General features: G+C 37.2%; 21 protein-coding genes and 1 pseudogene. 13 read left to right on the top strand and 9 right to left on the bottom strand.

The window, feature by feature from the left end; all coding sequences use genetic code 11:
- Positions 1–186 precede the first annotated feature (186 nt).
- Both N824_RS18380 and N824_RS18375 read left to right on the top strand, forming a co-directional pair.
- A complete protein-coding gene (locus N824_RS18380) occupies positions 187–897 on the top strand; it encodes a ferritin-like domain-containing protein (protein ID WP_048906612.1) in 711 nt (236 codons plus the stop codon).
- Positions 898–914: 17 nt separating this feature from the next.
- Complete coding sequence (locus tag N824_RS18375) at positions 915–1,760, top strand: ferritin-like domain-containing protein (RefSeq protein ID WP_048906611.1); 846 nt, start codon at positions 915–917, stop codon at positions 1,758–1,760.
- A gap of 95 nt (positions 1,761–1,855) precedes the next feature.
- On the opposite strand, the gene mqnC is transcribed toward N824_RS18375, so the two are convergent.
- Positions 1,856–2,980 carry a cyclic dehypoxanthinyl futalosine synthase gene (gene mqnC / locus N824_RS18370; RefSeq protein ID WP_048906610.1) on the bottom strand — a complete coding sequence of 375 codons (1,125 nt, stop codon included), beginning with the start codon at positions 2,978–2,980 and terminating at the stop codon, positions 1,856–1,858.
- A 113-nt stretch (positions 2,981–3,093) separates the two neighbouring features.
- Here mqnC and N824_RS18365 point away from each other — a divergent pair, with 113 nt between their 5' ends.
- Both N824_RS18365 and N824_RS18360 read left to right on the top strand, forming a co-directional pair.
- On the top strand, positions 3,094–4,338 hold the full coding sequence (locus tag N824_RS18365; RefSeq protein WP_048906609.1) for a pitrilysin family protein: 1,245 nt from the start codon (positions 3,094–3,096) through the stop codon (positions 4,336–4,338).
- Positions 4,331–5,605: a pitrilysin family protein gene (locus tag N824_RS18360; protein ID WP_048906608.1), complete on the top strand. Its 1,275-nt coding sequence runs from the start codon at positions 4,331–4,333 to the stop codon at positions 5,603–5,605. Before N824_RS18365 ends, N824_RS18360 begins: the two co-directional genes overlap by 8 nt.
- 26 nt (positions 5,606–5,631) lie before the next feature.
- On the opposite strand, the pseudogene N824_RS18355 reads toward N824_RS18360, so the two are convergent.
- Both N824_RS18355 and N824_RS18350 read right to left on the bottom strand, forming a co-directional pair.
- Positions 5,632–7,533 (bottom strand): annotated as a pseudogene (locus tag N824_RS18355) (DUF3857 domain-containing protein).
- 1 nt (position 7,534) lies between these two features.
- Positions 7,535–9,538: a DUF3857 domain-containing protein gene (locus tag N824_RS18350; RefSeq protein WP_048906606.1), complete on the bottom strand. Its 2,004-nt coding sequence runs from the start codon at positions 9,536–9,538 to the stop codon at positions 7,535–7,537.
- A gap of 97 nt (positions 9,539–9,635) precedes the next feature.
- On the opposite strand from N824_RS18350, the gene N824_RS18345 reads away from it, so the two are divergent.
- Together N824_RS18345 and N824_RS18340 are read left to right on the top strand one after the other, a co-directional pair.
- Positions 9,636–11,396, top strand: coding sequence for an SGNH/GDSL hydrolase family protein (locus tag N824_RS18345; protein ID WP_048906605.1), 1,761 nt, complete (start codon positions 9,636–9,638; stop codon positions 11,394–11,396).
- Between the two features lie 150 nt (positions 11,397–11,546).
- Positions 11,547–12,974, top strand: coding sequence for a Gfo/Idh/MocA family protein (locus N824_RS18340; protein ID WP_048906604.1), 1,428 nt, complete (start codon positions 11,547–11,549; stop codon positions 12,972–12,974).
- A 71-nt stretch (positions 12,975–13,045) separates the two neighbouring features.
- Here the strand turns inward: N824_RS18340 and N824_RS18335 are convergent, their stop codons facing one another.
- Positions 13,046–14,896: an alpha-L-fucosidase gene (locus N824_RS18335; RefSeq protein WP_048906603.1), complete on the bottom strand. Its 1,851-nt coding sequence runs from the start codon at positions 14,894–14,896 to the stop codon at positions 13,046–13,048.
- Positions 14,897–14,927: 31 nt separating this feature from the next.
- On the bottom strand, positions 14,928–15,794 hold the full coding sequence (locus tag N824_RS18330) for an AraC family transcriptional regulator (RefSeq protein ID WP_048906602.1): 867 nt from the start codon (positions 15,792–15,794) through the stop codon (positions 14,928–14,930).
- A gap of 347 nt (positions 15,795–16,141) precedes the next feature.
- Between N824_RS18330 and N824_RS18325 the strand changes: the two genes are divergently transcribed.
- Positions 16,142–16,600, top strand: coding sequence for a two-component system response regulator (locus N824_RS18325; RefSeq protein WP_048906601.1), 459 nt, complete (start codon positions 16,142–16,144; stop codon positions 16,598–16,600).
- A 35-nt stretch (positions 16,601–16,635) separates the two neighbouring features.
- Entirely contained in the window at positions 16,636–16,950 is a 315-nt protein-coding gene (locus N824_RS18320; protein WP_048906600.1) for a recombinase family protein, read from the top strand.
- On the opposite strand, the gene N824_RS18315 is transcribed toward N824_RS18320, so the two are convergent.
- Positions 16,945–17,187 carry a hypothetical protein gene (locus N824_RS18315; protein WP_048906599.1) on the bottom strand — a complete coding sequence of 81 codons (243 nt, stop codon included), beginning with the start codon at positions 17,185–17,187 and terminating at the stop codon, positions 16,945–16,947. The two genes, N824_RS18320 and N824_RS18315, sit on opposite strands and share 6 nt — an antisense overlap.
- Before the next feature lie 286 nt (positions 17,188–17,473).
- On the opposite strand from N824_RS18315, the gene N824_RS18310 reads away from it, so the two are divergent.
- From N824_RS18310 to N824_RS18290, 5 genes are all read left to right on the top strand, one after another.
- A complete protein-coding gene (locus N824_RS18310) occupies positions 17,474–19,573 on the top strand; it encodes a sulfatase-like hydrolase/transferase (protein WP_048906598.1) in 2,100 nt (699 codons plus the stop codon).
- 202 nt (positions 19,574–19,775) lie between these two features.
- Complete coding sequence (locus N824_RS18305; protein ID WP_048906597.1) at positions 19,776–20,342, top strand: UbiX family flavin prenyltransferase; 567 nt, start codon at positions 19,776–19,778, stop codon at positions 20,340–20,342.
- 167 nt (positions 20,343–20,509) lie between these two features.
- A complete protein-coding gene (gene mtaB / locus N824_RS18300) occupies positions 20,510–21,829 on the top strand; it encodes a tRNA (N(6)-L-threonylcarbamoyladenosine(37)-C(2))-methylthiotransferase MtaB (RefSeq protein ID WP_048906596.1) in 1,320 nt (439 codons plus the stop codon).
- A 31-nt stretch (positions 21,830–21,860) separates the two neighbouring features.
- Entirely contained in the window at positions 21,861–23,015 is a 1,155-nt protein-coding gene (locus tag N824_RS18295) for a prolipoprotein diacylglyceryl transferase (RefSeq protein WP_048906595.1), read from the top strand.
- 14 nt (positions 23,016–23,029) lie between these two features.
- Positions 23,030–23,824: an inositol monophosphatase family protein gene (locus N824_RS18290; RefSeq protein ID WP_048906594.1), complete on the top strand. Its 795-nt coding sequence runs from the start codon at positions 23,030–23,032 to the stop codon at positions 23,822–23,824.
- Between the two features lie 194 nt (positions 23,825–24,018).
- Here the strand turns inward: N824_RS18290 and N824_RS18285 are convergent, their stop codons facing one another.
- From N824_RS18285 to N824_RS18275, 3 genes are all read right to left on the bottom strand, one after another.
- The gene (locus N824_RS18285; RefSeq protein ID WP_048906593.1) at positions 24,019–24,570 is read right to left on the bottom strand and encodes a NifU family protein; all 552 of its coding nucleotides are present in this window, start codon (positions 24,568–24,570) and stop codon (positions 24,019–24,021) included.
- Between the two features lie 78 nt (positions 24,571–24,648).
- Entirely contained in the window at positions 24,649–25,995 is a 1,347-nt protein-coding gene (gene purB / locus N824_RS18280; RefSeq protein WP_048906592.1) for an adenylosuccinate lyase, read from the bottom strand.
- A gap of 137 nt (positions 25,996–26,132) precedes the next feature.
- Positions 26,133–26,336: a hypothetical protein gene (locus tag N824_RS18275; RefSeq protein WP_048906591.1), complete on the bottom strand. Its 204-nt coding sequence runs from the start codon at positions 26,334–26,336 to the stop codon at positions 26,133–26,135.
- Positions 26,337–26,459 lie beyond the last annotated feature (123 nt).

Here is a 26,459-nt window from a genome sequence, read left to right as displayed (position 1 = left end):
AGATTTTATATATGGTGAATTTATTAAAAAAAAGAACGATTGAAGAATATTTCTTTCAAACATCGAAAACCGAACTCATTTTTCTTTCGTAAGTGCACATATAAGCAGCAACTAAAGTCGTAATCAACCAAGGGCTTTTAGCCCTTATAGAACTAATAAATTATAGAAAACTCAAACTTAAAAACTATGAAAAATTTACAAGAACAAGAAAAGCAAGAATTGCTCCAAGCAGAAAGGAGCATTTTTACTGCTCCTTTGCAACGCCGTTCTTTCCTGCAATTTGCAGGAGCAGGTGCTGCAACCATTGCGTTAGTAGCTGCAGGATGTAAAAAAGACAGGAACGATCCTATGGTTCCCGGCGGAGTAACATTAAATTTTAAAGATGATTTCGGTGTATTGAATTACGCTTATGCTTTAGAACAATTAGAAGCAGCTTTTTATATTCAGGTAGCATCAAATCCGCCATCAGGTTTTTCCCCCGCTGAAAAACAGTATTTTCAAGATATCCAATTTCATGAAATTGCACACAGAGAGTTTTTTAAGAAAGCTTTAGGCACAGCTGCAATAGGAAGTTTAGAAGTTGACTTTTCAAGTATAAATTTCACAGATAGAACCAGCGTTTTAGGCGCAGCTATGGCTTTTGAAGATTTAGGTGTTGGCGCTTATAATGGTGCAGGTGTACGTTTAACAACAGACGCTTATTTGGTTGCCGCAGGAAAAATTGTTTCGGTTGAAGCACGTCACGCAGCATATGTTCGTGATCTGATTTCAAACGGAACTTTTGCTTCCAGTCCACAAGTAGATGCAAACGGTTTGGATAAAGCCTTAGCACCTGATGTAGTTCTTGCAGCTGCGGGAAAATACATCAAAACTAAAATTACTGTAACTAACCTATAACCTAAACTTTAGAAAACATGAATATCGTAAATATATTAGAAGAAATTGAAAAAGTAGACGGTGAGATCTATGAAAGATTAAATCCGAGAAGATCTGCAATGAAGGATTTTTATAACATGGGTAAAAAAGTGGCTTTGGCAGCAATGCCTTTGGCTTTAGGATCTATGTTTACAAAGGCTTATGGACAAAGTACGCCAACGGCGGTTGTAGATGTTTTAAATTTTGCTTTGACACTGGAATACCTGGAGTATCATTTTTATAACCATTCGCTTTTGGCTGCACCAGGCTTGCTTACAGCAGGTACGCCTCCTCATGGTGCAATCACCACTATCCGCGACCACGAATTGGCTCACGTAAATTTGCTTAAAGGTGCGTTGGGCAGTGCTGCAAGACCAGCATTAGCTTATACTGATTTTGATTTTACAGCAAAGGGTACTTTCCCAACCGTTTATTCAGATTATAAAACATTTCTAGCAGTTGCCCAGGCATTTGAAGATACTGGGGTAAGGGCTTATAAAGGACAGGCCACAGTTTTAAAAGGAATGCCGGTTTTAACAACAGCATTACAAATCCATTCTGTTGAAGCACGTCATGCTTCGCATATCCGTCAGATGCGTGCTGCTCCTGCTGGCGGTGGTGTTTCTATTAAACCATGGATCAGTCTTGGCGCAGGTGGTGGTGCAAATGATTCTGGTGTTCCTCAAGTAGATCCGGTATACAAAGGTGAAGATCTTGAAACTCAAGCCGGGGTAACCATTACTGGTATTGCCACTGGAGTTACTAAAGCTGCTGCAGTTGAGTCATTTGATGAGCCTTTAGCTAAAGCAGATGTTTTAGCAATTGCAAGTTTGTTTATTAAATAGTTTAAACCACACTTATTTTATTTACAAGAGTTGTTTAAGTTTAAGATAGGGAAGGAGGCGAAAGTCTTCTTCCTTTTTTAATTATATAAGGAATCTTAGTAGTTAATCACTTGCTCTTCCAATTGTTCTGGCAAATCACGGTAATTATACTGTTGACCGCGTAACTGAGGTTCAAAGCCAGCTTCTCTAATCGCATCCTGTATTCCCTTTGCAGTAAAACGATGTGGAGCACCTGCAGCCGAAACCACATTCTCTTCAATCATAATAGAGCCAAAATCATTGGCGCCAGCATGTAAACATAGTTCAGCAACGCTTTTTCCAACGGTTAACCACGAGGCCTGTATGTTTTTAACATTTGGCAACATAATTCTGCTTAACGCCAGCATTCTTATGTATTCGTCACCAGAAACATTATTGCTAATGCCTCTCAGGCGTTTTAATAAAGTACCATCATCTTGAAAAGGCCATGGAATAAATGCCAAAAATCCTTTAGCATCTGCCGGTTTCTCACTTTGTACTTCTCTGATCCATACTAGGTGTTCAAAGCGTTCTTCAATGGTTTCAACATGTCCAAACATCATAGTGGCAGAAGTAGTGATGTCAAGTTGATGAGCTGCACGCATTACATCCAACCATTCTTGTCCACCGCACTTACCTTTTGAGATCAATCTTCTAACACGGTCATTTAATATTTCTGCTCCCGCACCAGGTAATGAATCCATGCCGGCCTCTTTAAGTGCTTTTAAAACTTCGGTATGAGAAATACCCTCCAATTTTGCAACATGGGCAATTTCCGGTGGCCCCAAAGCATGCAGTTTTAGATCAGGATATAGTTCTTTTAATTGTCTAAACAGATCTGCATAAAATTTTAAGCCTAAATCAGGATGATGTCCGCCTTGCAATAACAACTGATCTCCACCTAATCTGAAAGTTTCTTCAATCTTTACTTTATAGGTTTCTATATCCGTTATATAGCTTTCATCGTGTCCTGGCCGTCTAAAAAAATTACAGAACTTGCAGTTTGCAATACATACATTAGTGGTATTCACATTTCTGTCTATCTGCCAGGTAACCTTGCCACTTGGTACTTGTTTCTTTCTCAATTCATTGGCAACATAAGCCAGCTCAGCCGTAGCTGCATTATTGTATAAAAAAACACCCTCTTCTTTTGTTAAAAAGTCGAACTGTAAGGCCCTTTGTAGTAATTCGGCAGTATTCATAGTACAAACTTAGACAAAATTGATGCTTATATTTTCAATACTGTGCAATATTTTTATCAGTGTGCAAATGCTAACTCAGTTTTATCTAAGTTTGCCGGAATTATTTTTAATCTATGGTAGACTTTAATCGTTTTACATTACCCAACGGACTTCGCGTGCTTGTGCACGAAGATGATACAACGCCAATGGCGGTATTAAATGTCCTTTACGATGTTGGTGCTCGCGATGAGGAGCAAGACAGGACCGGGTTTGCACACTTATTTGAACACCTGATGTTTGGTGGTTCTGTAAATATTCCTAGTTATGATGAGCCTTTGCAAAGAGTAGGCGGAGAAAATAATGCCTTTACCAGTAACGACATTACTAACTATTACATTACCCTTCCGGCTGTAAATCTGGAAACTGCCTTTTGGTTGGAAAGTGATAGGATGTTAAGCCTTGCCTTTTCAGAAAAAAGTTTGGAAACCCAGCGCAACGTAGTTTGCGAAGAGTTTAAACAACGTTATCTGAATCAGCCATATGGCGATGTTTGGTTAAAGTTAAGACCACTGGCTTATAAAAAACACCCTTACCAATGGGCAACAATAGGCCAGGACCTGAAGCAAATTGAAGATGCAAAAATGGAAGACGTTAAAGCGTTTTTCAAAAAACATTATAACCCTCAAAATGCCATTATGGTTGTAGGTGGTAATGTTAAAACTGAAGATGTTAAGGCACTTGCCGAGAAATGGTTTGCGCCTATTCCGGCCGGAGATAAATATATCAGAAATCTTCCTCAGGAACCATTACAAACCGAAGAGCGTAAGGAAACTGTTAAGGCTGATGTTCCATTGAATGCCATTTACATGGCTTTTAAAATGCCTGCCCGACAAGATTCTGAGTACCAAAGTTTCGATCTGATGTCTGATATTCTTTCACAGGGGCAGTCGTCAAGGTTGTACAATAGTTTATTAAAAGAACAGCAATTATTTAGTGATATACATGCGTATGTTACCAGCAGTATAGATGAAGGTCTATTTGTAGTTGAAGGTAAGCTTGTTCAAGGTGTAACCGTTGAAGCTGCGGAGGCTTCAATATGGGCTGAACTAACAAAACTAAAACAGCATGAAGTCACAGAAGAAGAAATTACTAAGGTGAAGAATAAATCTGAATCCATTATGGTCTTTGCTGAAATGAGTCTTTTAGATAAAGCTATGAATCTTGCCTATTATGAATTGCTGGGTGATGCCAACGGACTCAATACCGAAATAGATAAGTATTTGGCTGTTACCCCTCAGGGCATTCTTCAAGCCGCTAAAAATACCTTTGTAAAAGAGCAATGTTCAACTTTATATTATTTAAACGCCAAAGATGCTTAATCGTACACTAGCCCCCGAATCATTACAGGTTAATGAGATCAAATTTTTAGAGCCCTTAGCCCAACATCTCGACAATGGCATACCTGTTTTTACCATTAATGCAGGTAAACAGGAGCTGGTAAGGATAGAGTTTATATTTGAAAATGTAAACTGGGATGCATCAAAGCCATTACAGGCCGTAGGAGTTAGTCATTTGATAAACAATGGTACTGCTAAGTTAAGCGCTAAGGAAATTGCTGATAAAGTAGATTATTATGGTGCATTTTTACAAACTGAATATGGAGCAGACCAGTCTAGCGTAAAACTATATACGCTTAACAAACACCTGCAAGCAGTACTGCCTATTTTAAGATCAATCTTAAATGAAAGTATTTTCCCTGAGCAGGAACTGGCTATTTTTGTTCAGAATCAAAAACAATCCCTACAGGTAAATCTTCAAAAGAATGATTTTCTTGCCAGAAGACAATTTGCAAATTCAATTTTTGGCGATACGCCCTATGGATCAAATATCGATGCTAAGGATTACGATGCACTAAAAAGGGAAGATTTGATCAACTATTTTAAAGCTGCTTTTAAACCAGAGAATTGTACCGTAATAGCTGCCGGAAAGTTCGAAGAAAACGAATTCGAGATACTAAATAACGTTTTTGGAAATCAATGGGAAAATACTCAATCCTCTGTAATCAATAAATTTACATTTGAAGCAAGCCCTGCAGGCGAACTTTTAATTGAAAGGCCAGAAGCCATCCAATCTGCCATTAGAATGGGAGCTTTAAGCATTAGCAGAAATCACCATGATTTTCCTGGATTTCAGGTGTTAAACTGTTTACTTGGAGGTTATTTTGGATCACGACTAATGGCCAATATCCGTGAAGATAAAGGCTATACTTACGGAATAGGTTCGGCAGTTGTTTCTTTAAGAGGTGCCGGATATTTCTTTATTGCAACCGAAGTAGGAGCAGAGGTATGCAATAATGCCCTTATTGAGATCGAAAAAGAAATTAACTTGTTAAAAACAGAATTGATTGCTGATCAGGAGTTAGACCTGGTACGTAATTATATGCTGGGTTCTATGCTTGGTAGTTTAGAAAATGCATTTTCTCATGCAGATAAGTTTAAGAATGTTTATTTCTCAGGGCTTGATCATAACTATTACGAGAACTATATCACAACCGTAAAAACAATTACCTCACAAGAATTGAAAGATCTTGCTGGTAAATACTTAAACACAGACACTTTTACCAAGGTTATTGTAGGTAAGAAATAAAAATAGGGCTGTATAATGATACAGCCTTATTCAATTTTAGCAAGAATACCTTTTTGCTTATCCGCCTGGTAGATTTTTTTAGAAAATGCTACATAGTCATTATATTTCTCTGGCGGATATTTTTTGTTGTTAATCGTTTTTGTCCGGCTATAAATAAGACTGTTATCTTTTTGAACCACTTTGGCTGTGTACTTGCCAAACTCCGATTCAATCACAATATCTTTAGGCATAAACTCTACTTTATAACCTTTAGGGATAATATWRWKWWTNMKYATNNTYAYCAGNAAKAKCYKTNAWTTYWYRTKANNWAATWANTMTKCYGGNKTTCWATNMKKWGTARYTKMRMWMWYKYRTYGATTCGTCATATTTAAAGTAAGGAATAATTTATCGCCTCCTTTAGTTAAGATCTGTGACGCTTTTAGGTCTACTTTTTCATTCAGAACAGCAGCCTCTTTATTTGGCTGATTGAAGCTAAATGAGCTGATCTGCATATTTGGTATACTTAACGAGTTCATTAAGCTTTTCCTTTGCTCATTAGGCTCAATCAATGTCATTCTCAGATTTTCTTCATACTGTGCAAAGCCATATTGGGTTTCAAGACTAATAGTTGCAGAACCCTCCTCATCAAGATTTACCTTTGTTATGCGTTTCTGATAGTTGTTGGCCGGACTATAATAAGGTGTTTGTGCTAATTTACCTCCAGCTTCTGTTACCAGCAAAACCGTTCTGTCTGAATTGTCATTTCCAATATAACCCATTGGTACAAACTGGCTTGTGCATTCCAGCCATGTGGTATCTTTTTCCAGAGGCACACAAAGTATCATGTGATTTGCCTGACTTAGACTTGCAAATTTTTTATTCAGTGAAGGCATGTCATTCCCGATAACAACTAGATGAGATCTTATTCCTGCTTCTTGTAATATAGCTTTCATATAATTAGACAAAGCCTTACAGTCACCATAGTTTACAGCCGCAACCTTTTCGGCTGCAATGGGTTTGTAGCCACCAATACCCAATTGCACCCCAACATATCTGGTGTTCGATTGCAAGTAGTTGTATAGTAGTTTTATTTTGTCTTTCGGAGTTGCCGCACCTTTAATCAGGTTTTGAACTTTTGATTTTACAGATTCAGGCAATACCTGTGCCCCATTATTTAAGCCATAAAGCCACGCCCCAAGGTTAACCCAGGTTTCGATATTCGCTTTAGAGTTATCATATTCAAACTGATTTGGTGCCAAAGTTACCCAAGGACTTATATCAGCTATGCCAGCACTCATCGGCTCATATTCAAGAGCTTTTACATTCTCACAGCTCCATTTGTATTGCATCTTGTCTTTTACCTTTAAAGAATCAGTTTTAAGGCCTTTACTTTTAAGGTATTTGAAAGTCATAGTTTCAGGAATTCTGAAAGTATATTCCGATTTTTCTACCGCAGTTCCCCACGAACTAACCGGTTTCCATGACGGGTAAAAACGTATTCCACTATAGTCAGTGCTATAACTGTATTCTATAGTATAAGRATARSKRRYAKWTWAAAAATCCAGAAATTTAACTCTGTTGTCTTCATAAAGAGAACCGCTCGAAACTGCACTTCTATCTTTAAAATCACTGCTCTTGTATTCCTTAACCTTGTTGCCCTTATTGTCGTATAACGTGGCTTTTAAGTTGTAAACATTAGAGAATTTATCATAAAACTCGTACATGTTTGATGCGCCTTCTGCACTCTTGTTTAATAAAGTTACAGCAATTTTATAATCGTAAACGGCATTCCCCGGGTTCTTTACATCATACGTTTGGCTCTCGTACCTTACCACCAATGAAGCATCCTTAAGTAAATCAGCAGGGATTTTATTTACATCGTACGTACCTTGCGCCTTAGTTTCTTTAATAAGAAACAGGCCAATCACAAAAAGCATTACTATTCTCATCCTAGCTCTTTTTAAGTACAATTTGTTCAGACTGCTTCCTTACAATATTTTTAAACAGTTCCTTAATGTAATGATATTCTTCTGGGGTATAAAGTGACTTTTTAAGTACTATTTTGCTGCTGATTACCATTTTTCCAGGTTCACCGGCAAACAGAAAAGTAAATGATGCAGATTCTTCGGGCAGTATGACTTTTTCATTTTTTGGCGTTTTGTCTACCTGATATTCTTTGGGGTAATCAATAGTAATTCTAACCACTTCTTCAGTCGGGTGACCAAAATCTACCGGGAAATTTCTCTCCTCTAACTTAAATGGATTCACTTTAGTCCTTTCGTAAAGAAGAGGAGTGAAATAAATTAAGTTTCCGGCCTCTTCTACATTGTCTTCAATATTTACGTCCATACTCTCAACAAGAGATTCATTAAGGTTCGTAAGGTTCTCGATCTTATAATTTTTTATGCCTAAACCAGGTTTTCCATTTTTATAACTTTTAAGAAAGTCATCTTCATTTGAAGCAGCCTGATAACTGCTTCTTCGACTAAAAGCCTCGTAATTTGTGGTAGATAAATACATTTTGCCAGTAATCTTATTCTCTCCGTCAAGTGTTAAAAGGTAATTAACATTCTTTCTGCTAATTGTTGGGTCTTCAACCGAAATCCATTCGGCAGTCTCATCAGCCAGATTTACTTTTAATCCTTCATGACACAGATTATCAAAAGCAATCATATCTGGCATATGATTTTTATCAGTAGCATCTAAAAGGATTGTTTTTTCACCAATCTGAACACCAACAATTACATTGTTAAATTTCGTGATCATTGGAAAACCAGGATGTGCACCATTGGATCTTGTACTCAATAAAATAGGAAAAGCATTAACTTTTGCTTCTGATAATAAAGTAAGCAAACACAGATTTATATCAGCAGAGTTCCCACTTTTCTTTTCAAATATGGTTTTAGGATTTGTTTCAGAAGTATAGAAATCGGCATCATCATTAAATTTGAAGTTGTTTTTTACATAGTTAAAAACTAGCTGAACTATAGTATCCTGATTGGTGTTCATTTTAATTATATCTTTCAATAATGTTTTACTGTAGCTCCTTTTATTTATAAACAAGCCAAAGTTTTCATCTTCTTTTAGACCCTTCACAATTTTTGGCCATGTCGAAGTAACATCACGGTAAACTTCGCCAGGTACTGTTATAGAGCTTAACTCAAAGCCAACCTTGCTAACATAATCTTCCATCGTCGTAATGAAATTCTCCGTTTTCAATCCTGGAACATTTTCAACCTGGTAATGTAATTTTAAAGAAGTTGTATTTAAAGTGCCAGACGATGAAATGAAGGATTCATTAACCCGTTCCTCTTTTGGATTGATAAACAGAAACCCACCGGCAGTAATTTTGTATTTAAAATATTCAGGAATTTTGATTTCATACGCCGAATATAACATTGGAATTTCCTTCTGGAAGCGCCATGATCTCAACGTAAATATAAAGTCTGATTTAATTTTATATTTAAATTCCACTATAGACCTTTCTTTAACATTAGGTAACGCAAATTTTTTCAGGGTATAATTTTTATCTTGTTTCTCAGAAAACTTCGATTCTTTGCTCAGTTTGCTGGCAATAATTTTACCTGCTTCAAGGTTATAAGTCGTACCATCCGTGTACTCCAAATGTTGCTCGCTACCATTTTGCTTATACAATTGAATTTCAAGATTTGCATAATCATAACCGGTTTTGTTAATGATCTTGTATCGGGTATGGCGTTCAAAAACATAAATGAAATTGCCGGTTTTCGCGCTAAATTCAAACCAACCTCTTCCAACATCAAATAATGCTACTGCAGAGGCAGCTGAATCTGCACCATTAACCTTAGTATCAAATTCATTGAGGTCAACTTTGCCATACTTAAAGGTTTTTGGTTTTACTTCTTTTTCTTGTGAGTAAGCACATAGGTTTGCTACTAAAAGCAATCCGAATAGAACAGATTTTATCGCATTCATGAGAGTGTAATTTGCGTAACAATAATAAGGTATATCCCGATAACAAATAGAATAATTTTTTTTCATAATTAATCTATTTGTAGAATATATTTACATTATGAACCACAAACTAATTTACCTGTCTGTTTTTGTAATAATCAGTCAGTTAAGCATTGCTCAGGATAAAGCAAAATACAAGGTCTGGAATCCTGCAAATGATACTTTAAACGTTTTGGAAGGTCAGGGCTGGCCAAAAAAGGTAAAAGATTATTATGATCGTTTACCCGCAAAGGCCGAAGGAATCGTACGTACTGAAGTATGGAAGTTATCAAAGAACAATGCTGGAGTAAACCTGCGCTTCCGTACGAATTCGAATGAAATCATCGTAAAGTATGTGGTTAAAGGCAATCTGCAACTATCGCACATGCCAGCCACAGGCGTGAGTGGTGTTGATCTATATGCAAAAGACAGAGACGGCAGGTGGCTTTGGAGTGCCGGCGCTTTCTCTTTTGGTGATACAATTACTTATCGCTTTAATAACTTAGAACAGGCTAATAATCCAGATCGGGAATACACACTTTACCTTCCATTGTATAACGCTGTAAAATGGATGGAAATCTATGTGCCCAGCGAAAAGTCGTTTGCGCCAATGCCCCTGCATCAGGAAAAACCGATAGTAGTTTATGGTACTTCAATAGCGCAAGGGGCCTGTGCAACTAGACCTGGTTTGGCCTGGACATCCATATTGCAGCGCAAACTAGACCAACCTGTAATTAATCTGGGCTTTTCAGGTAATGGTCGTTTGGAAAAAGAGGTAGTTGATTTGCTTACAGAAATTGATGCTAAATTATACGTGTTAGATCGTTTACCTAATCTTATCTCTATATCAAAAGAAGATCTTGCAGCAAGAATTGAAGCCACTGTACTTCAATTGCAAGCAAAAAGGCCGGGAGTTCCCATTCTGTTAACAGAGCACGATGGTTATACAGATGAGCTGATAAGTCCTAAAAGGAAAACCGATTATGATAATCCAAATATTACCTTAAATGATGCATTTAAACAATTAAAGGCGAAGGGGATAAAAAACATCTACCTGCTTTCAAAGAATGAAATAGGCCAGGACATCGAGAGTACGGTTGATGGCGTACATCCCAATGATATTGGAATGATGAACTATGCAAATGCATACGAGAGGACAATTAAAAAGCTATTAAACCAGCCAGAGGGAAATATCAGTACAACCAAACCGACTACACAATATCGTGAGCTTCCTGGCTATGACTGGGAAAAGAGACATAACGAAGTACTAAATCACAACAAAACAAATCCACCTCAGTTGGTTTTTATAGGCAATTCAATCACCCATTTTTGGTCAGGTGAGCCCTTGGCGCATGTTGCAAGAGGAACCGAATCATGGAATAAATATTTTAAAGACAAGAGCCCTCTAAACATGGGCTTTGGCTGGGATAGAATAGAAAATGTTCTTTGGCGTGTTTATCATGGAGAGCTGGACGGTTTTGCTGCTAAACAAATTATATTGATGATTGGTACAAACAACTTGCAATTTAATACTGATGCTCAGATAGCCGAAGGACTAAAGGTTCTTATAACAGCGATAAAAGCAAGACAACCGAAAGCAAAAATTCTTGTGCTTGGCCTGCTACCACGTAGAGAAATGGAGGTTAGGGTTGCTAAATTAAATCTGTTATACGCAAAAATAGCATTGAACTTAAAAGTTCAATATGCTGATGCAGGAAGTCTTTTGCTTAATATAAGGAAAAAAGTAAATGAAGCACTTTTTACCGATGGGTTACATCCTAACGCACAGGGCTACGAAAAACTGGGAGCTTTTATTAATAAACAGATTACCAATAATTAAGCGAAATAATATTAAGCCTGTAAAATGAAATTTACGCAACCGTTTGTGTGAAAAAAACTTTTCATGCCTGCCCATAAGCTGTGTATATTGGTGGTATAAACTAATTTGACTTCTTGTCAAACACCTATTCTTAACCATATAAAACACAAGATGAAACCAAACCGTAGAAAATTTTTACAACAACTGGCAATAGGTTCCGGAGCTGTGGCTATCGGCCTTCCTACATTTGCCAATGAAAATGCGCCTAGCGATCATGAGCTGGCAGCAGCATTAAATCAGGGCAATAGCAGTCAGAGATTCAATATGAGTGGATATGCCGCTCCAAAAATCGATAAGGTAAGGGTTGGAATCATAGGTCTCGGAATGAGAGGCCCAGGTGCGGTTTCCAGATTGTCACATATAGAAGGAGTAGAGATCAAAGCACTTTGCGATAAATTACCTGCAAGAGCCTCAGCTGCACAAAAATATCTTACTGATAAAGGTCTTACTAAAGCAAAAGAATACTCTGGCGAAGATGGCTGGAAAGAAATGATTGAAAAAGAGGATCTTGATTTGGTTTATATCTGTACACCTTGGCATTACCATACACCAATGGCTGTTTATGCTATGGAACATGGTAAACATGCGGCAACAGAGGTTCCTGCAGCACTTACTCTTGAAGATTGCTGGAAACTGGTAGAAACATCAGAGAAAACGCGTAAGCACTGTATGATGCTTGAGAATTGCTGTTATGATTTCTTCGAAATGCTAACATTAAACATGGCTCGTAACGGCATGTTTGGGGAATTAATCCATGCCGAAGGTGCATACATCCATAACCTGTTGGGATTAAATTTCGATAAAAATGGTTATGCAGATATGTGGAGGTTAAAAGAAAACATAAATTATAACGGTAATATTTATCCAACCCATGGTTTAGGCCCAATTGCGCAATGCTTAAACATCAACAGAGGCGATAAGATGGATTATTTGGTGTCGATGTCAACAAATGATTTCCATATGGAACATGAGGCTGAGGAAAGAGCAAAAAAAGATGATTTTTACAAACAATTTGTAGGTAAAAATTATCGCGGTAACATGAATACTACAACCATCAGAACCGCTAAAGGAAAAACAATGATGTTACAGCACGATGTAACTTCACCAAGAATCTATTCCAGAATTCACCTGCTTAGCGGAACTAAAGGTTTTGCAAGTAAATGGCCAGAACCGGAACGTATTTCATTTGGCGAAGAGTGGGTTACTGAAGATGGATTAAAGAAATTATATGATACTTATAGCCCTCCAATTATTAAACACGTTGGAGAGATCGGTAAGAAGATTGGTGGCCATGGTGGTATGGACTTTATCATGGACTGGCGTTTAATTGATTGCCTGCGAAATGGATTGCCTCTTGATCAAAACGTTTACGATGCTGCATCATGGAGCTGCATAGTGCCATTAAGCAAAAAATCAGTATCTAAAAAATCTGGAAGTGTTGATGTGCCTGATTTTACCAGAGGAGCGTGGACGAGCAATGTGCCTGTAAACCTGACGCTGGATGGTGGTGGCAACACTACTGTTAGAAGTGTTAAATAAGAGCCGTCTCAAATAAAAAAGGATGGTGTATCATAAATCATGATACACCATCCTTTTTATGAAACAAAATCTTACAAATTACTCTCAATAGCACCTACTTTTTCCCTGTAAAGGTCAATCGGGCCATCAAGCAATACCGCTACTACTGTAAGATCCTTGTCAAGTCGATCTTTTGGAAGCGGGATATAAACAATTCCAGGAACCGAACTCCAATAAAGCTTGTTGTAGATTTCTGGCTCAATCATAGTGCCTTCTCCAACAATTCTAATCCGGCTAATCTTATTTTTAATTCCTTTTAAAGCAATTGGTCCTGTAGGTTTTCCTTCCACAAAAAGATACACCGTCTGCTTGTCGGCAGATAAAGCACTTGCACCTTGGTAATGTCCGTCAGGCAGGCCTTTTCCTGTCTTGTACAGGCTCTCTGCATTTTTGGTGACCCATTTGTACAGTTCAGGGTTTAATCCTTTCTTGCCCGACTCAAAATCTAAACCATCTGCCGGCAAATCTGTATCCTTAAATGGATTAACACCATTATGCAATGAACATGCAATACTATTAAGCTGCGTTTTATAGTCTGCATTTTTACCAGTAAGATCATTGAAACTTAAAGAAACCAAAGATTGGTCATTCACTTCAACAGGGCTGTCAAATTTTAATGCGATAACCGTTACATCCTGATCAGCTGCGGATGCAGGAATCTTAATGGAAACATTTTCGCCATTGCTCTCAAAAGTTGCCTTCAAATCAGAGCCTACAATCTTAGCAGAACGAACGGCCGATTTGATTCCACTTAACAGCAAGCCTCCATTATCCGGAATCCAGTCGGCATATAAATAGAGTATTTTTCTATCCATAGAAAGCGCCGTTTTTCCATTAAAATGACCTGCTGGTAAGCCAGCGTGAGTTCCATAAATTGCTTCAGCATGCTTTTTAGTCCACCTGCCTAAACCTTTGAGGATATCTACCTGCTCTGTGGCAATAGTGCCATCGGCTTTTGGCCCAATGTCAAGTAATAAATTGCCGCCCATACTGATACAATCAACCAACGTACGAACAATCATATTTGGCGATTTATATTTAAAATCATAAGGCTGATACCCCCAAGAATCATTCATTGTGTAGCACAGCTCCCAATATTCGCTATTTGGCTTAAGCACCGGGATACCCTGTTCAGGGGTTTCATAGTCGCCATGATGATTCAAACGGGAATTGATTATAATATTCGGATTATACTTTTTAAGGTCTGCTGAAATCTTTCCGGCCTGCCATTCTTCAGCAGAATGCTCCCAATCGCCATCAAACCACAATAAATCTGGCTTAAAGTTCACAGAGATTTCATTCATCTGAGTATGTAAATACTTTTGGAATTTATCCCAGCGCTTAGGCTCTTCACTAAGTTTGTATCTTTTTCTGTCTCTGGTAAAACCGTCGTAATCAGGATGGCTCCAGTCTGGTAAGGAAAAGTAAATGCCCGTTTTCAATCCAGATTTTTTAACTTCTTTTATAAAAGGTGTAATCACATCTTTCTTGGCAGCACTTTGTTTTAAGGTAGTAGTTGCATCAATTGCCTTAGTGTCCCAAAGGGATACCCCATCATGATGCTTAGTGGTAATTACAGTATACTTTGCACCACTTTCTTTAATCATTTTAACCCATTCTTCTGGGCGATACTTGGCTGCAGTAAAACCATCCAACTGCTTCATATAATTATCATGATTGATGTAGTTGTTAAAAAACGACCATGATTCGGAGATGCCGTTTACAGAATAAATGCCCCAGTGTATAAAAATTCCAAGTTTTGCATTAGCAAACCAATCCATTTTTTGTTTTTTGTCATCAATATCCTTAGCACCTGGCTGCTGGGCATTTACTTTGCCCCATAGCATTATTACAAATAGTAAAGCGGTTATTCTTTTTTTCATTAAAAGGACTGTTTTTTGTTTTTATGATTAATTATTTTTGTAGATATGATTTCTGATAAGAAAGCGGACTTTTTCCTGTTATAATTTTGAAATGTTTATGGAAGCTAGCAAAATTATGGAAGCCACTTTCATAACAGATCTGTTTAACGTTCATACTGTCCTCAATCAATAATTTGCAGGCATGACCAACCCTTATCTCACTTATAAACTGAGTGTAAGTTTTCCTTGTTCTCGATTTAAAGTATCTGCAAAACGAATTAGGGCTAATGTTGGCTACGGCAGCCATTTCTTCCATCTGAATCTTTCTTTTAAAATTAGCCAGAGAGTAATTGTAAATGGCATTGATCCGGTCATTTTCTGTCTCTTCAAAATCGTGACGGAAGCCGATAGATGACAATAAGCTGCTTTGTGAGTAATTTTCTATAGCCAGTAAGGCTTCTACAAGCAAAATAATCCTTTTAGGCCCTTCAGATAACAAAATAGACTCTATCAGTTCCCCAATTAATTTTTTGCTTTTATCTTGAACCTGTACTCCCCTCTGTGCACGCTCCAGCAACAATTTAAGTGATTTATTTTCAGGAAGATTTAAAAATGAATTACCCCAAAAGTTCTCGCAAAAGTGTACCACAACTACATCTGCATTGCTTTTTTCATCATTGAAGTAATTATCGTCAAATCGCCAGTAGTGAGGTAGATGAGCGCCAACAAGTACTACATCGCCAGATCTGAAACGTTTAATACTATCGCCAATAAATTGAGTGCCATTTCCTTTTTTAAAATAAATCAGTTCAACTTCGGCGTGGTAGTGCCAGCGGTTATTAATGTAAGGCACCTTGTCTCTTCTCGCGCTAAATGAATTTACAGAGTTGTTAGCTACTTTAAGCAATTGAGGTTTCATCTTAGTCTAATTTAGTTGTCAGATGTAAGTCACTTAACCTAACTTATACTTAAAAGAATAAGGTCAAGATCCGGTTCATTTGATTTGGTTAGGTAATAATTTCTAAATGTATAAAAATCTTTTAAAATTACATGTATTGATGATTAAATGATACTAATTTGTAAAAATCGCTGAATATTTGATGATTTTACCCTTAAAATGAAACAACGCAAACGTTTGATAATGGCTTTAAACCGCGTTAATTATTAAGCAATACGATGCTTTTTAAATTTTATAAATATTAATTAAGAAAAATAAAACACGATGATTTTTCGTTTGTTATAATAGGCTAGCTAATTAAAACGGGAATGACTGAATTATCTGAGAAAAAAGAGCGTAAATCACAAAATATACTAATCATTGAAAATGATGATGATTTAGTAGAGTTATTAGAAGAGTTATTTAGTTACGAAGGCTATCAAGTACGTTGTTATAAAGATACTAATGATATTTTTTCCTTGATGGAAGATTTTAAGCCAGATATTGTATTACTGGATTATTTACTCCCTGGAATTAACGGAGGAGAATTATGTGCCCAACTGAAAAGAGATCCGTCTACCAAACATATTCCTGTAGTTATATTTTCTGCGTATTCGCAAGTATTGCTATCACTTGGTAGTTACGGTTGTAATGCATTTATCTCTAAGCCTTTTGAGCTAAGCTCATTGTTAAATCAAATTAATAAATGTTTAGAAAATCCTTTAAAAATATTTACTGAAAAAGAGTTTGATAAAAAAACTTCCGCATCAGCGGGTGTTAATGAATAGGTAATCTTAGTTAAGGTGCCAAGAGAGTTTCAGTCATGAATGCAATTGGTTACATCAGGGTATCACCATATCTGGAGTCTGTAATAGCTCAGGAAACTGCAATTACGAATTTTTGCGAACAAAAGGGGTTAAACCTGTTAATCATATTTAAAGATACTGACGAGTACAATGAAGATATGGAGCGCGAAAGCTGGCTCGCGCTCGAAGAATATGTAAGATATAATCGGAGTGGAGTTGATTTTTTGCTGTTCTTACTCCCCGCAAAAATAACAAGATTCAATAAAATGATAGATCAGATTCAGGATCATTTTAAGCGGGAATACGGAGTAATGCTGGTGGCTGTGTTATAAATCACCTAAATGCTTGGTAATTGCCGAACCTAGCTCGTCAACCTGTTCATGCGTAAGTGAACCCCATATTTGTTCCCATTTTTCATCCTTTCTAATCTGGGCCTCTTTGCCATCCAGGGTGCATACATAATACGGTATCCCATCGGTAGTTTCTGTTTGCTTAACTTCTACCTTAATCTTTTTTTGTTCGTTGTCATGAAGCACAACAGTGAACTTTATGTCTTCGGATGCTTCCATAATTTTGTAATTTATATTTGTAATATATAACAACCAGCACGAACTAAAGTTTGGTTTTTGTAGTGTTCCTCACATAGTTCACACATTTCACATACGTTATTTAGAAAAAGGTACGTGTTTGTGGGTCTCATCCGCCTATAGGTTGATGAGACCGGGGTTTGGTGTGAAGGATGTGTAAAGAAGCACTAATCCTATGAAGAACTGTACTTAAAACGTTATAAAAGATTTATGATCAAAATTTTTAAGTTGTTTATATTTGGTGAATACTAATGTTCATTTTTAGATAATGATAAAAGGAATCACGAAATTGTTTTTGTTGGGAAGTTGTGCTTTGTTTGTTCTCATGCCCTCCCTTGTTAACGCACAATCAAAAAAAAGTAGTGCTTCAAAGCCTAATATCATATTTATCTTAACCGATGATCTTGGATACGGCGATTTAGGTGTGTTTTTTCAAAATCAGAGAAAGGAGAAAGCAGATCAAAAACTTCCTTATCAATTTACTCCAAACCTCGATAAAATGGCTGCCAATGGTGCACAATTAACTAATCAGTATTGCAACGCACCGGTATGTGCCCCATCCAGGGCATCTCTTTTAACGGGGCTTAATCAGGGCAACGCAAAGGTAAGAGACAACCAATTTGATAAGCAAATTGAAAATAACCATACTATTGGTACGGTATTGAAAACTGCAGGCTATGCCACGTCGGTTATCGGAAAATGGGGTCTGCAAGGCGAAACTAAAGATGAACCTAACTGGCCGGCACATCCTCAGAAAAGAGGATTTGATGATTTTTTTGGCTATATGCGCCATGCCGATGGACATGAACATTATCCTTACGAAGGAATTTACAGAGGTAAAAAGGAAGTATGGGACAATTATAAAAACGTAGCTGCTGATTTAGCCAAATGTTACACTACCGACTTATGGACGGCCCGTGCCAAGAAATGGATAGTAGATCATGAAAGCGCTAAAGGACCCGAAAAGCCTTTCTTCATGTTTCTTGCCTATGATTCTCCACACGCGGTGTTGGAATTACCCACTCAAGCTTATCCCGAAGGCAAAGGATTAAAAGGCGGCATACAGTGGCTTGGCAGTCCTGGCAACATGATAAATACAGCATCTGGTAAAGTCGATTCTTTTGTACACCCGGATTATAAAAATTCTACATATGATAATGGAAAGGTAAAAAATGCGCCATGGCCTGATACCTTTAAACGCTATGCTACGGCCACCAGAAGAATTGATGATGCAGTGGGCGATATTTTGCAGCTTTTAGAGGACTTAAAAATTTCGGAAAATACCATTGTCGTTTTTACATCTGATAACGGACCATCTATTGAATCTTATCTTCCTGCTGGTTATGCACCTAATAATCCGGAATTTTTTGGTGGATTTGGACCTTTTGATGGAATAAAAAGAGATGTTTGGGAAGGAGGATTAAGAATGCCGACTCTTGTAACCTGGGCTCAGCACATTCCGGCTGGTAAAGTGGTGGTATCGCCAAGTATGCTGTCAGACTGGATGCCTACCTTTGCTGATGTTGCAGGTATAAATGCACCAGCCAGAACAAATGGTGTTTCATTAGTCCCGTCTCTAACAGGAAAAGGCATACAGACCGAAAGTTTAATCTATTCAGAATATTCCGAAGGGGGTAAAACACCCGATTTTAAAGCTTTTGAAGCTAGCAGGAGAGGCCGGAAACGTGGGCAAATGCAAATGATTCGTCTCGGGGATTTTGTTGGTGTGCGTTATGATATCAAATCCGCAGATGATGATTTTGAAATTTACGATATAGTAAGCGACCCTAAGGAAACCACTAATCTTGCTTCAATACCTTCGTGCAATGAATTACAGGTTCAAATGAAAGCCAAATCATTACAGGTTAGAAAGGCAGACCTGGAGGCCCCACGACCATATGATAAGGCCGAAATTCCGGCTGTAGAGATTTTGGACAAAACATATCCCGGACTTTCATGGAAATTCTTTAAAGGAAATTTTCCCTATGTAGTTTCAGAAACAGGACTAACGCAGGTTTCAAATGGAATTAGCAAACATTTAGGAGAAGAAATGCTAAAATCAAGACCTGGAATGACTTTATATGAAGGTTTTATCAAGGTTCCATCGGATGGAGAATATAGTTTTTCACTTCAGGCAAGTGGAAAAGCTTATATGAGAATTCATGAAGCAGAGCTAATTGATGCAGATTTTGGTTATCAGTCGGTAAGTCAGGAAACAGAGCGTGTTTATCTCAAAGCCGGCTACCATCCGGTTAAGATTTACTATTTAAGAGAGGCGGGTAAAGAACGCATACTTTCCTTAAAAATGAGATATAAAGATGGCGATTGGAAACCACTAAAAGGCACTGATTTTTACGCTATTAGATAATTTGTTAACCGGATTTTCTGACTTCGCAATAATATTCTAATTAAGATGAGAAAAAAGTATGTTTAAACTTTCATTTATTCAAAAAGATAATTACATTTGGGCTTACCCTTTCGGGGGTATGTTTTTCATAGGTAGATGTAGGGTCGAAAATTAATTTTCGGCCCTTTTTTGTTATCTAAGGTTCCGTATCTTTATCTGCGCTATGAGGAAGAAGAAAATTATTGTTGCAATTACTGGTGCCAGCGGATCTATTTATGCTAAATTACTGTTAGATAGTTTGTTGAAATTGTCGGATCAGATTGATAAAGTGGGCGTGGTAATGTCAGACAATGCCAAAGAAGTTTGGCGTTTTGAACTCCAGAATCAGGATTACGACAGTTACCCCTTTACTTTTTACACAAAAATGGATTTTAACGCTCCATTTGCATCGGGATCGGCTAGGTTTGATACAATGATCATCATTCCATGTTCAATGGGTACTCTGGGCAGAATTGCACATGGGATTTCTAACGACTTAATTTCCAGAGCCGCAGATGTTGTATTGAAGGAGCGCAGAAAATTAATAGCAGTAGTAAGAGATACACCTTTTAGCCTTATCCATATCAATAACATGAAAACTGTAACGGAAGCAGGGGGGATTATATGCCCTGCCAGCCCATCTTTTTATTCCTTACCTAAAAGTATTGAAGAGGTTGCGCAAACAGTAGTAAGCCGCGTAATAGATCTAGCAGGGCTGGAGCAAGATAGTTATCGCTGGAATGAATCATAATTTCATTTAAAACCTTATCTTTGCGGGCTTATTGGAACATTTAAAAATTTACAATCGTCATGCTGAATTTATTTCAGCATCTCGAATTAGATATTCTAAAACATGCTTAAACGGGATGCTGAAATAAATTCAGCATGACGTGTGCATAATTATAGCGATAATACTGAATGAAGAAGGTTGCATTTTATACACTGGGTTGTAAGTTGAATTTCTCTGAAACTTCAACAATTGGTAGGTTATTTACCAATGCCGGATATGCTGTTGTAGATTTTACTGATGGGGCGGACGTGTATGTAATAAATACCTGTTCCGTAACAGAGCACGCTGATAAAAAGTGTCGTAAAGTGGTTAAAGAGGCATTAAAGTACTCGCCTGATGCTTATGTAACTATAGTGGGATGCTATGCTCAGTTAAAGCCTGTTGAGATTGCCGAAATAGAAGGCGTTGATATGGTGCTTGGTGCAGCAGAGAAATTTCGGATAGTTGAATACATCTCCGATCTTACCAAACAGCCTAAGGCCGTTATTCATCAGCAAAACATCGAAAAAGTTAACCATAATTTTATTGCAGCTTATTCAATAGGGGATAGAACACGCACCTTCTTAAAGGTGCAGGATGGTTGTGATTATCCATGTACTTATTGCACTATACCATTGGCGCGTGGGGGCAGCAGAAGCGATACCATCGAAAATGTAGTAAACCGCGCTAAACAAATAGCCGAAAGCGGCGTTAAAGAAATTGTACTTACAGGGGTAAATCTTGGCGATTTCGGGATAAGAAACGGAGATAGAGAAGATAAATTCTTTGACCTGGTAAAAGCACTGGATGAGGTTGAGGGTATAGAAAGGATAAGAATTTCTTCTATCGAGCCGAACTTGCTAAGCAATGAAATCATTGAATTTGTCGCAACATCCAAAAGATTTGTACCTCATTTTCATATTCCCCTGCAGTCTGGATCTAATAAAATATTAGGTTTAATGCGCAGACGTTACCAACGAGAACTTTATACCGAACGTGTTGCTGAAATTAAAGCTTTAATACCCAATTGCTGTATTGGAGTTGATGTAATCGTGGGATTCCCTGGTGAAACCCATGAAGATTTTCTGGATACTTATCAGTTCCTAAACGAACTTGACATTTCTTATCTACACGTATTTACCTATTCAGAACGCGAGCAAACAGCAGCGGCCGAAATGAAAGGCGTTGTTGCCGGAAGTGCTCGTGCGGATAGAAGTAAAATGCTTCACATCTTGTCCGACAAAAAGAGAAGGGCCTTTTATGAATCTCAGATTGGTTCAGTTGGCGAAGTGCTTTTTGAAGACGACCAAAAGAATGGTTTTATGCATGGTTTTACTAAAAACTATGTAAAAGTTAAAGCTAAATATGACCCGGTAATGGTTAATGAAATCAAAACTGTAAAACTTATTGAGCTTACTGCTGATGGTGAAGTAGAAGTTGCCGAAACAGAAGAAGTTTTAGCGCATTAATACTATATTCGCATAAAACTTTTTTATACGTATGTTTCCTACTGTATCTCATTTTTTAGAATATCTTTTTGGTATACAAGTCCCACTGCCGTTTAACACATTTGGTGTTTTTGTCGCTTTAGCTTTTATTGCTGGTTACTGGGCTTTTACTCAGGAGTTTAAACGTAAGGAAGCACTTGGTATTCTTCATCCCATTAAAAAAACAATGACTATTGGTAAACCCGCTACTACAACTGAGCTGGTTTATAATGGAGTATTCGGGTTCCTTATCGGATATAAATTGGTTTATGCACTCTTAAACTATCAACTGTTTGTAAGCGATGCCCAAACAGTACTGCTTTCATTAAAAGGAAATATACTTGGAGGCTTATTTTTTGCAGGTTTGTTTGCTTACTGGGATTATAAGGAAAAAAATGCACATAAATTACCTGAGCCAAAAACTGTTGAAGTAACGCAGCATCCATATGAATTAATGGGTACACTTATCGTTTGGGCGGCTATCTGGGGCTTTCTCGGTGCAAAGATATTTGATAACCTGGAACATTGGGACTCATTTGTGAAAGATCCTATTGGCAGCTTGTTGTCATTTAGTGGTTTAACATTTTATGGCGGACTGATCTGTGGTGGTGCTGCCGTTTTATATATCGCAAGGAAAAATAATATTAAAGTATTACACATGCTTGATATTGGTGGTCCAGGTATGATGTTGGCGTACAGTGTGGGTAGGATTGGTTGCCATATGTCTGGTGATGGAGATTGGGGGATACCTAATTTAAACCCTAAACCAATGTTGTGGCTTCCTGATTGGTTATGGGCTTATACTTATCCAAATAATGTTGCTAACGAAGGAAATCCTATTGCAGGTTGCGTTGGCAGGTTCTGTAACGAATTGCCTCAGCCGGTATACCCAACACCTATATATGAGGTAATTGTATGCTTTATACTGTTCCTGATCTTATGGAAGATCCGTGATCGTATTAAATCTCCGGGAATGATGTTTGGTATATACTTAATGCTAAACGGTTTGGAACGCTTCTTTATTGAATTGATCAGAGTAAATACTAAATATAATGTTGCCGGTATACAGTTTACACAGGCAGAGCTAATTTCAAGTATTCTCTTTTTGTCTGGCTTAGGTCTTGTTTTATATTCGTATAAGAACAGAGAAAAGCTGGCTAACTATTAAAATCTGTTTCTGAATTGAATTACGAATTAATATGTTCTAAGGTAATTGCTGTTACCCGTTTAACAGGCAATTTTATAAGAAAAGAGTCAATGAACTTTGATGCAGGTGCGGTCGAGTTTAAAGGCTTAAATGATATGGTTTCTTATGTAGATAAGAATGCTGAGAAGTTATTGGTTAGAAATTTAACCAAGCTAATTCCTGAAGCAGGCTTTACTACGGAAGAAGAAACCATAAATAGTAAAGGGGCTGTGTACAACTGGATCATAGATCCATTAGATGGTACTACCAATTTTATTCATGGTGTTCCCACTTATTCTATTAGCATAGCGCTTTATGAAGAGGATAAACCCGTTGTTGGTGTAGTTTATGAGATAAACCGTGGAGAGATGTTTTATTCTTATAAAGGCGGCGATGCCTATTTAAACAATAAAGTGATTAAGGTTTCTTCCAGACCTGCTTTATCAGATTGCTTACTGGCTACGGGATTTCCATATTATCAGTTTGACAAACAAGCACAATACATGCAGTTGCTTTCAGAGATGATGCAGAAAACGCATGGCTTACGGCGCATAGGTTCAGCTGCGGTTGATTTAGCTTATGTAGCGTGTGGCAGGTTTGATGCTTTCTTTGAGTATAACCTGAACGCCTGGGATATTGCGGCCGGCGCTTATCTGGTGCAACAGGCAGGAGGAAATATATTAAACTTTGCCGGAGGCGATGAATTTATAGAAACCAGAGAAATTCTGGCTACAAATGGTTTGATTGATGGCGAAATATTAGAGGCTATTGAACGGAGTTTTAATAGTTAATAATATTTTAGTTACGCTATCGCCACCACGTCATCCTGAATTTATTTCAGGACCTCGGACTTGCTGGGTTGTCCTTCTAATACAAGATCCTGAAATTAATTCAGGATGACGATAAGCATAATCCATAAAACAAAAGAGCCTGTTCATACAGGCTTTTTCGTTATATTTAAATTAGCTTACCAAGCTTCAGATCCTTACAAAGCTTCTGATACTACTTCTTTCACTTCAGGAACCATGCGTTGCAATAAGTTCTGAATTCCTGATTTCAAGGTAATGGTAGAAGATGGGCAGCCGCTGCATGAACCTCTAAGTTCAACTGTTACCACACCCTCATCAAATGATTTGTAGCTAATTGCACCCCCATCTTGTTCAACTGCAGGGCGAACATAATCGTGTAGAATTTGCTGTATTTTAATCTCAAGATCTGTTCCTTCAAAAGTAGGCGTCTCATCAGATGTTTCTTCTTTTATTTTATATTCAGACTCAACAGCTCCTTTAACAAATTCTTTAAGAATTGGTTCGATATCTGGCCATTCAACACCCTCTGTTTTTGTAATAGTAACAAAGTTACTTGCAAAAAAAACGCCATTAACAAAGTTGAACTTAAACAGTTCCTTTGCAAAAGGAGAGTGCTCAGCACTTTCTTTAGTTGCGAAATCTTCACTGCCATTGATCAATAATTTATTGACCATGAATTTCATTGTAGCAGGGTTTGGAGTTTGTTCAGTATATACGTTGATAGTCATTGTCTTCTTTTTTTCTACAAAAATAAATAATTCGTCGGTGCAATTTAAGGTATCGATGTCTGTTTTAGGTCATTATATCTAAAATACGCCCGTGTAGTTAAAAGGAGTGATGTTCTTTAATTCCTGTTTAATCTGATCATTCACATTTAAGCCATCAATAAAGTTCGCCATGGTATCAGCAGTAATCTTCTGATTGGTACGGGTAAGATCTTTAAGTGCTTCGTATGGATTAGGATAAGCTTCTCTTCTAAGTACAGTCTGAATTGCTTCAGCAACGACAGCCCAGTTGTTTTCAAGGTCAGCATCAATAGCTTCATTATTCAGCAATAATTTATTTAAACCTTTTAACGTAGATGCAATAGCTATTGTAGTATGAGCAAGAGGCACACCTACATTTCTGAGTACTGTAGAATCTGTAAGGTCTCTCTGTAAACGCGAAATTGGCAATTTAGCAGCAAAAAATTCGAATAAAGCATTTGCTATACCGGCATTCCCCTCTGCATTTTCAAAATCAATTGGGTTTACTTTATGAGGCATTGCGGAGGAGCCAACTTCACCTTCTTTAATCTTTTGTTTAAAATAGTTTTTAGAAATGTACGCCCAAATGTCTCTATCAAGATCAATAATGATGTTGTTTATTCTTTTTAAAGCATCACATTGTGCAGCAAATTGATCATAATGCTCAATTTGGGTAGTATACTGAGCGCGCGAAAGGCCTAATATCTCATTTACAAAATTATTTGAGAAATCTACCCAGTTTACACGAGGATAAGCAATATGGTGTGCATTAAAGTTACCTGTTGCACCGCCAAATTTTGCGCTGTTAGGAATGTTTTTTAAGTTGTTTAACTGAATCTCCAAACGTTCTGCAAATACCATAAACTCTTTACCAAGTTTAGTAGGGGATGCTGGCTGCCCATGCGTATGTGCAAGTAAAGGCACATCTTTCCATTCAGTAGCGAGACTTTTTATTTTAGCAATTAACTCAGCTATTTGAGGATAGTAAACTTCATTTAAAGCTAATTTAATCGTATAAGGTATAGCGGTGTTATTGATGTCCTGAGATGTTAATCCGAAATGGATAAATTCTTTATAAGCCTGTAGACCCAATTGATCAAATTGTTTTTTTATAAAATATTCAACCGCTTTAACATCATGGTTGGTAATTTTTTCTGTGTCTTTAATTTCCTGCGCATGATTATCATCAAACTGCTCATGAATTAAACGTAGTTTACCGTAAATAGATTTATCGAATTCTTTTAAACCAGGCAAGCCTGTTTCACAAAGTGCAATAAAGTATTCAATTTCTACAAATACTCTGTATTTTATTAATGCTGACTCTGAAAAATATTTAGAAAGGCTTTGAGTAGTGTTTCTATAACGTCCATCAACTGGAGAAATAGCTTGAAGAGGAGATAAATTCATGAATTTGACTTATTTTTACAAGCGCAAATGTAGCATTTATTAGCCTTTTAATGAAGTAAGGTTGCTGAAAAGCAAAACTTTGGACAACAAAAAAGGCCTTGGAGATTCCAAAGCCTTTTTTATTTTGTTAAAAATGACTAGTGTTTAGTTGAGTCAACAGTAGTAGTTACAGTAGTATCTTTTACAGTTGAATCAGTTACGTTAGTATCAACTTGAGTAACAACAGTAGATGAATCAGTTACAGTAGTATCTGTAGATTCACCTGTTTTCTCAGAGTTACAAGCTGCTACTGATAAAGAGATTGCTAAAGCTAAAAAGCCAAATTTAAATGCGTTTTTCATTCTAATTCTATTTTAAATAATTAATTAATTTTACAGATTAATACAGTAAAGTTTAAAAGGTAACCCACCTAATTGAAAAAAAAATAAAATATATTTTAATGTTGGTTACTGGGTTACTCTTTA

The organism is Pedobacter sp. V48 (assembly GCF_000523515.1).
Classification (GTDB): domain Bacteria; phylum Bacteroidota; class Bacteroidia; order Sphingobacteriales; family Sphingobacteriaceae; genus Pedobacter.
This window is presented reverse-complemented; position numbering and strand designations above follow the sequence as displayed.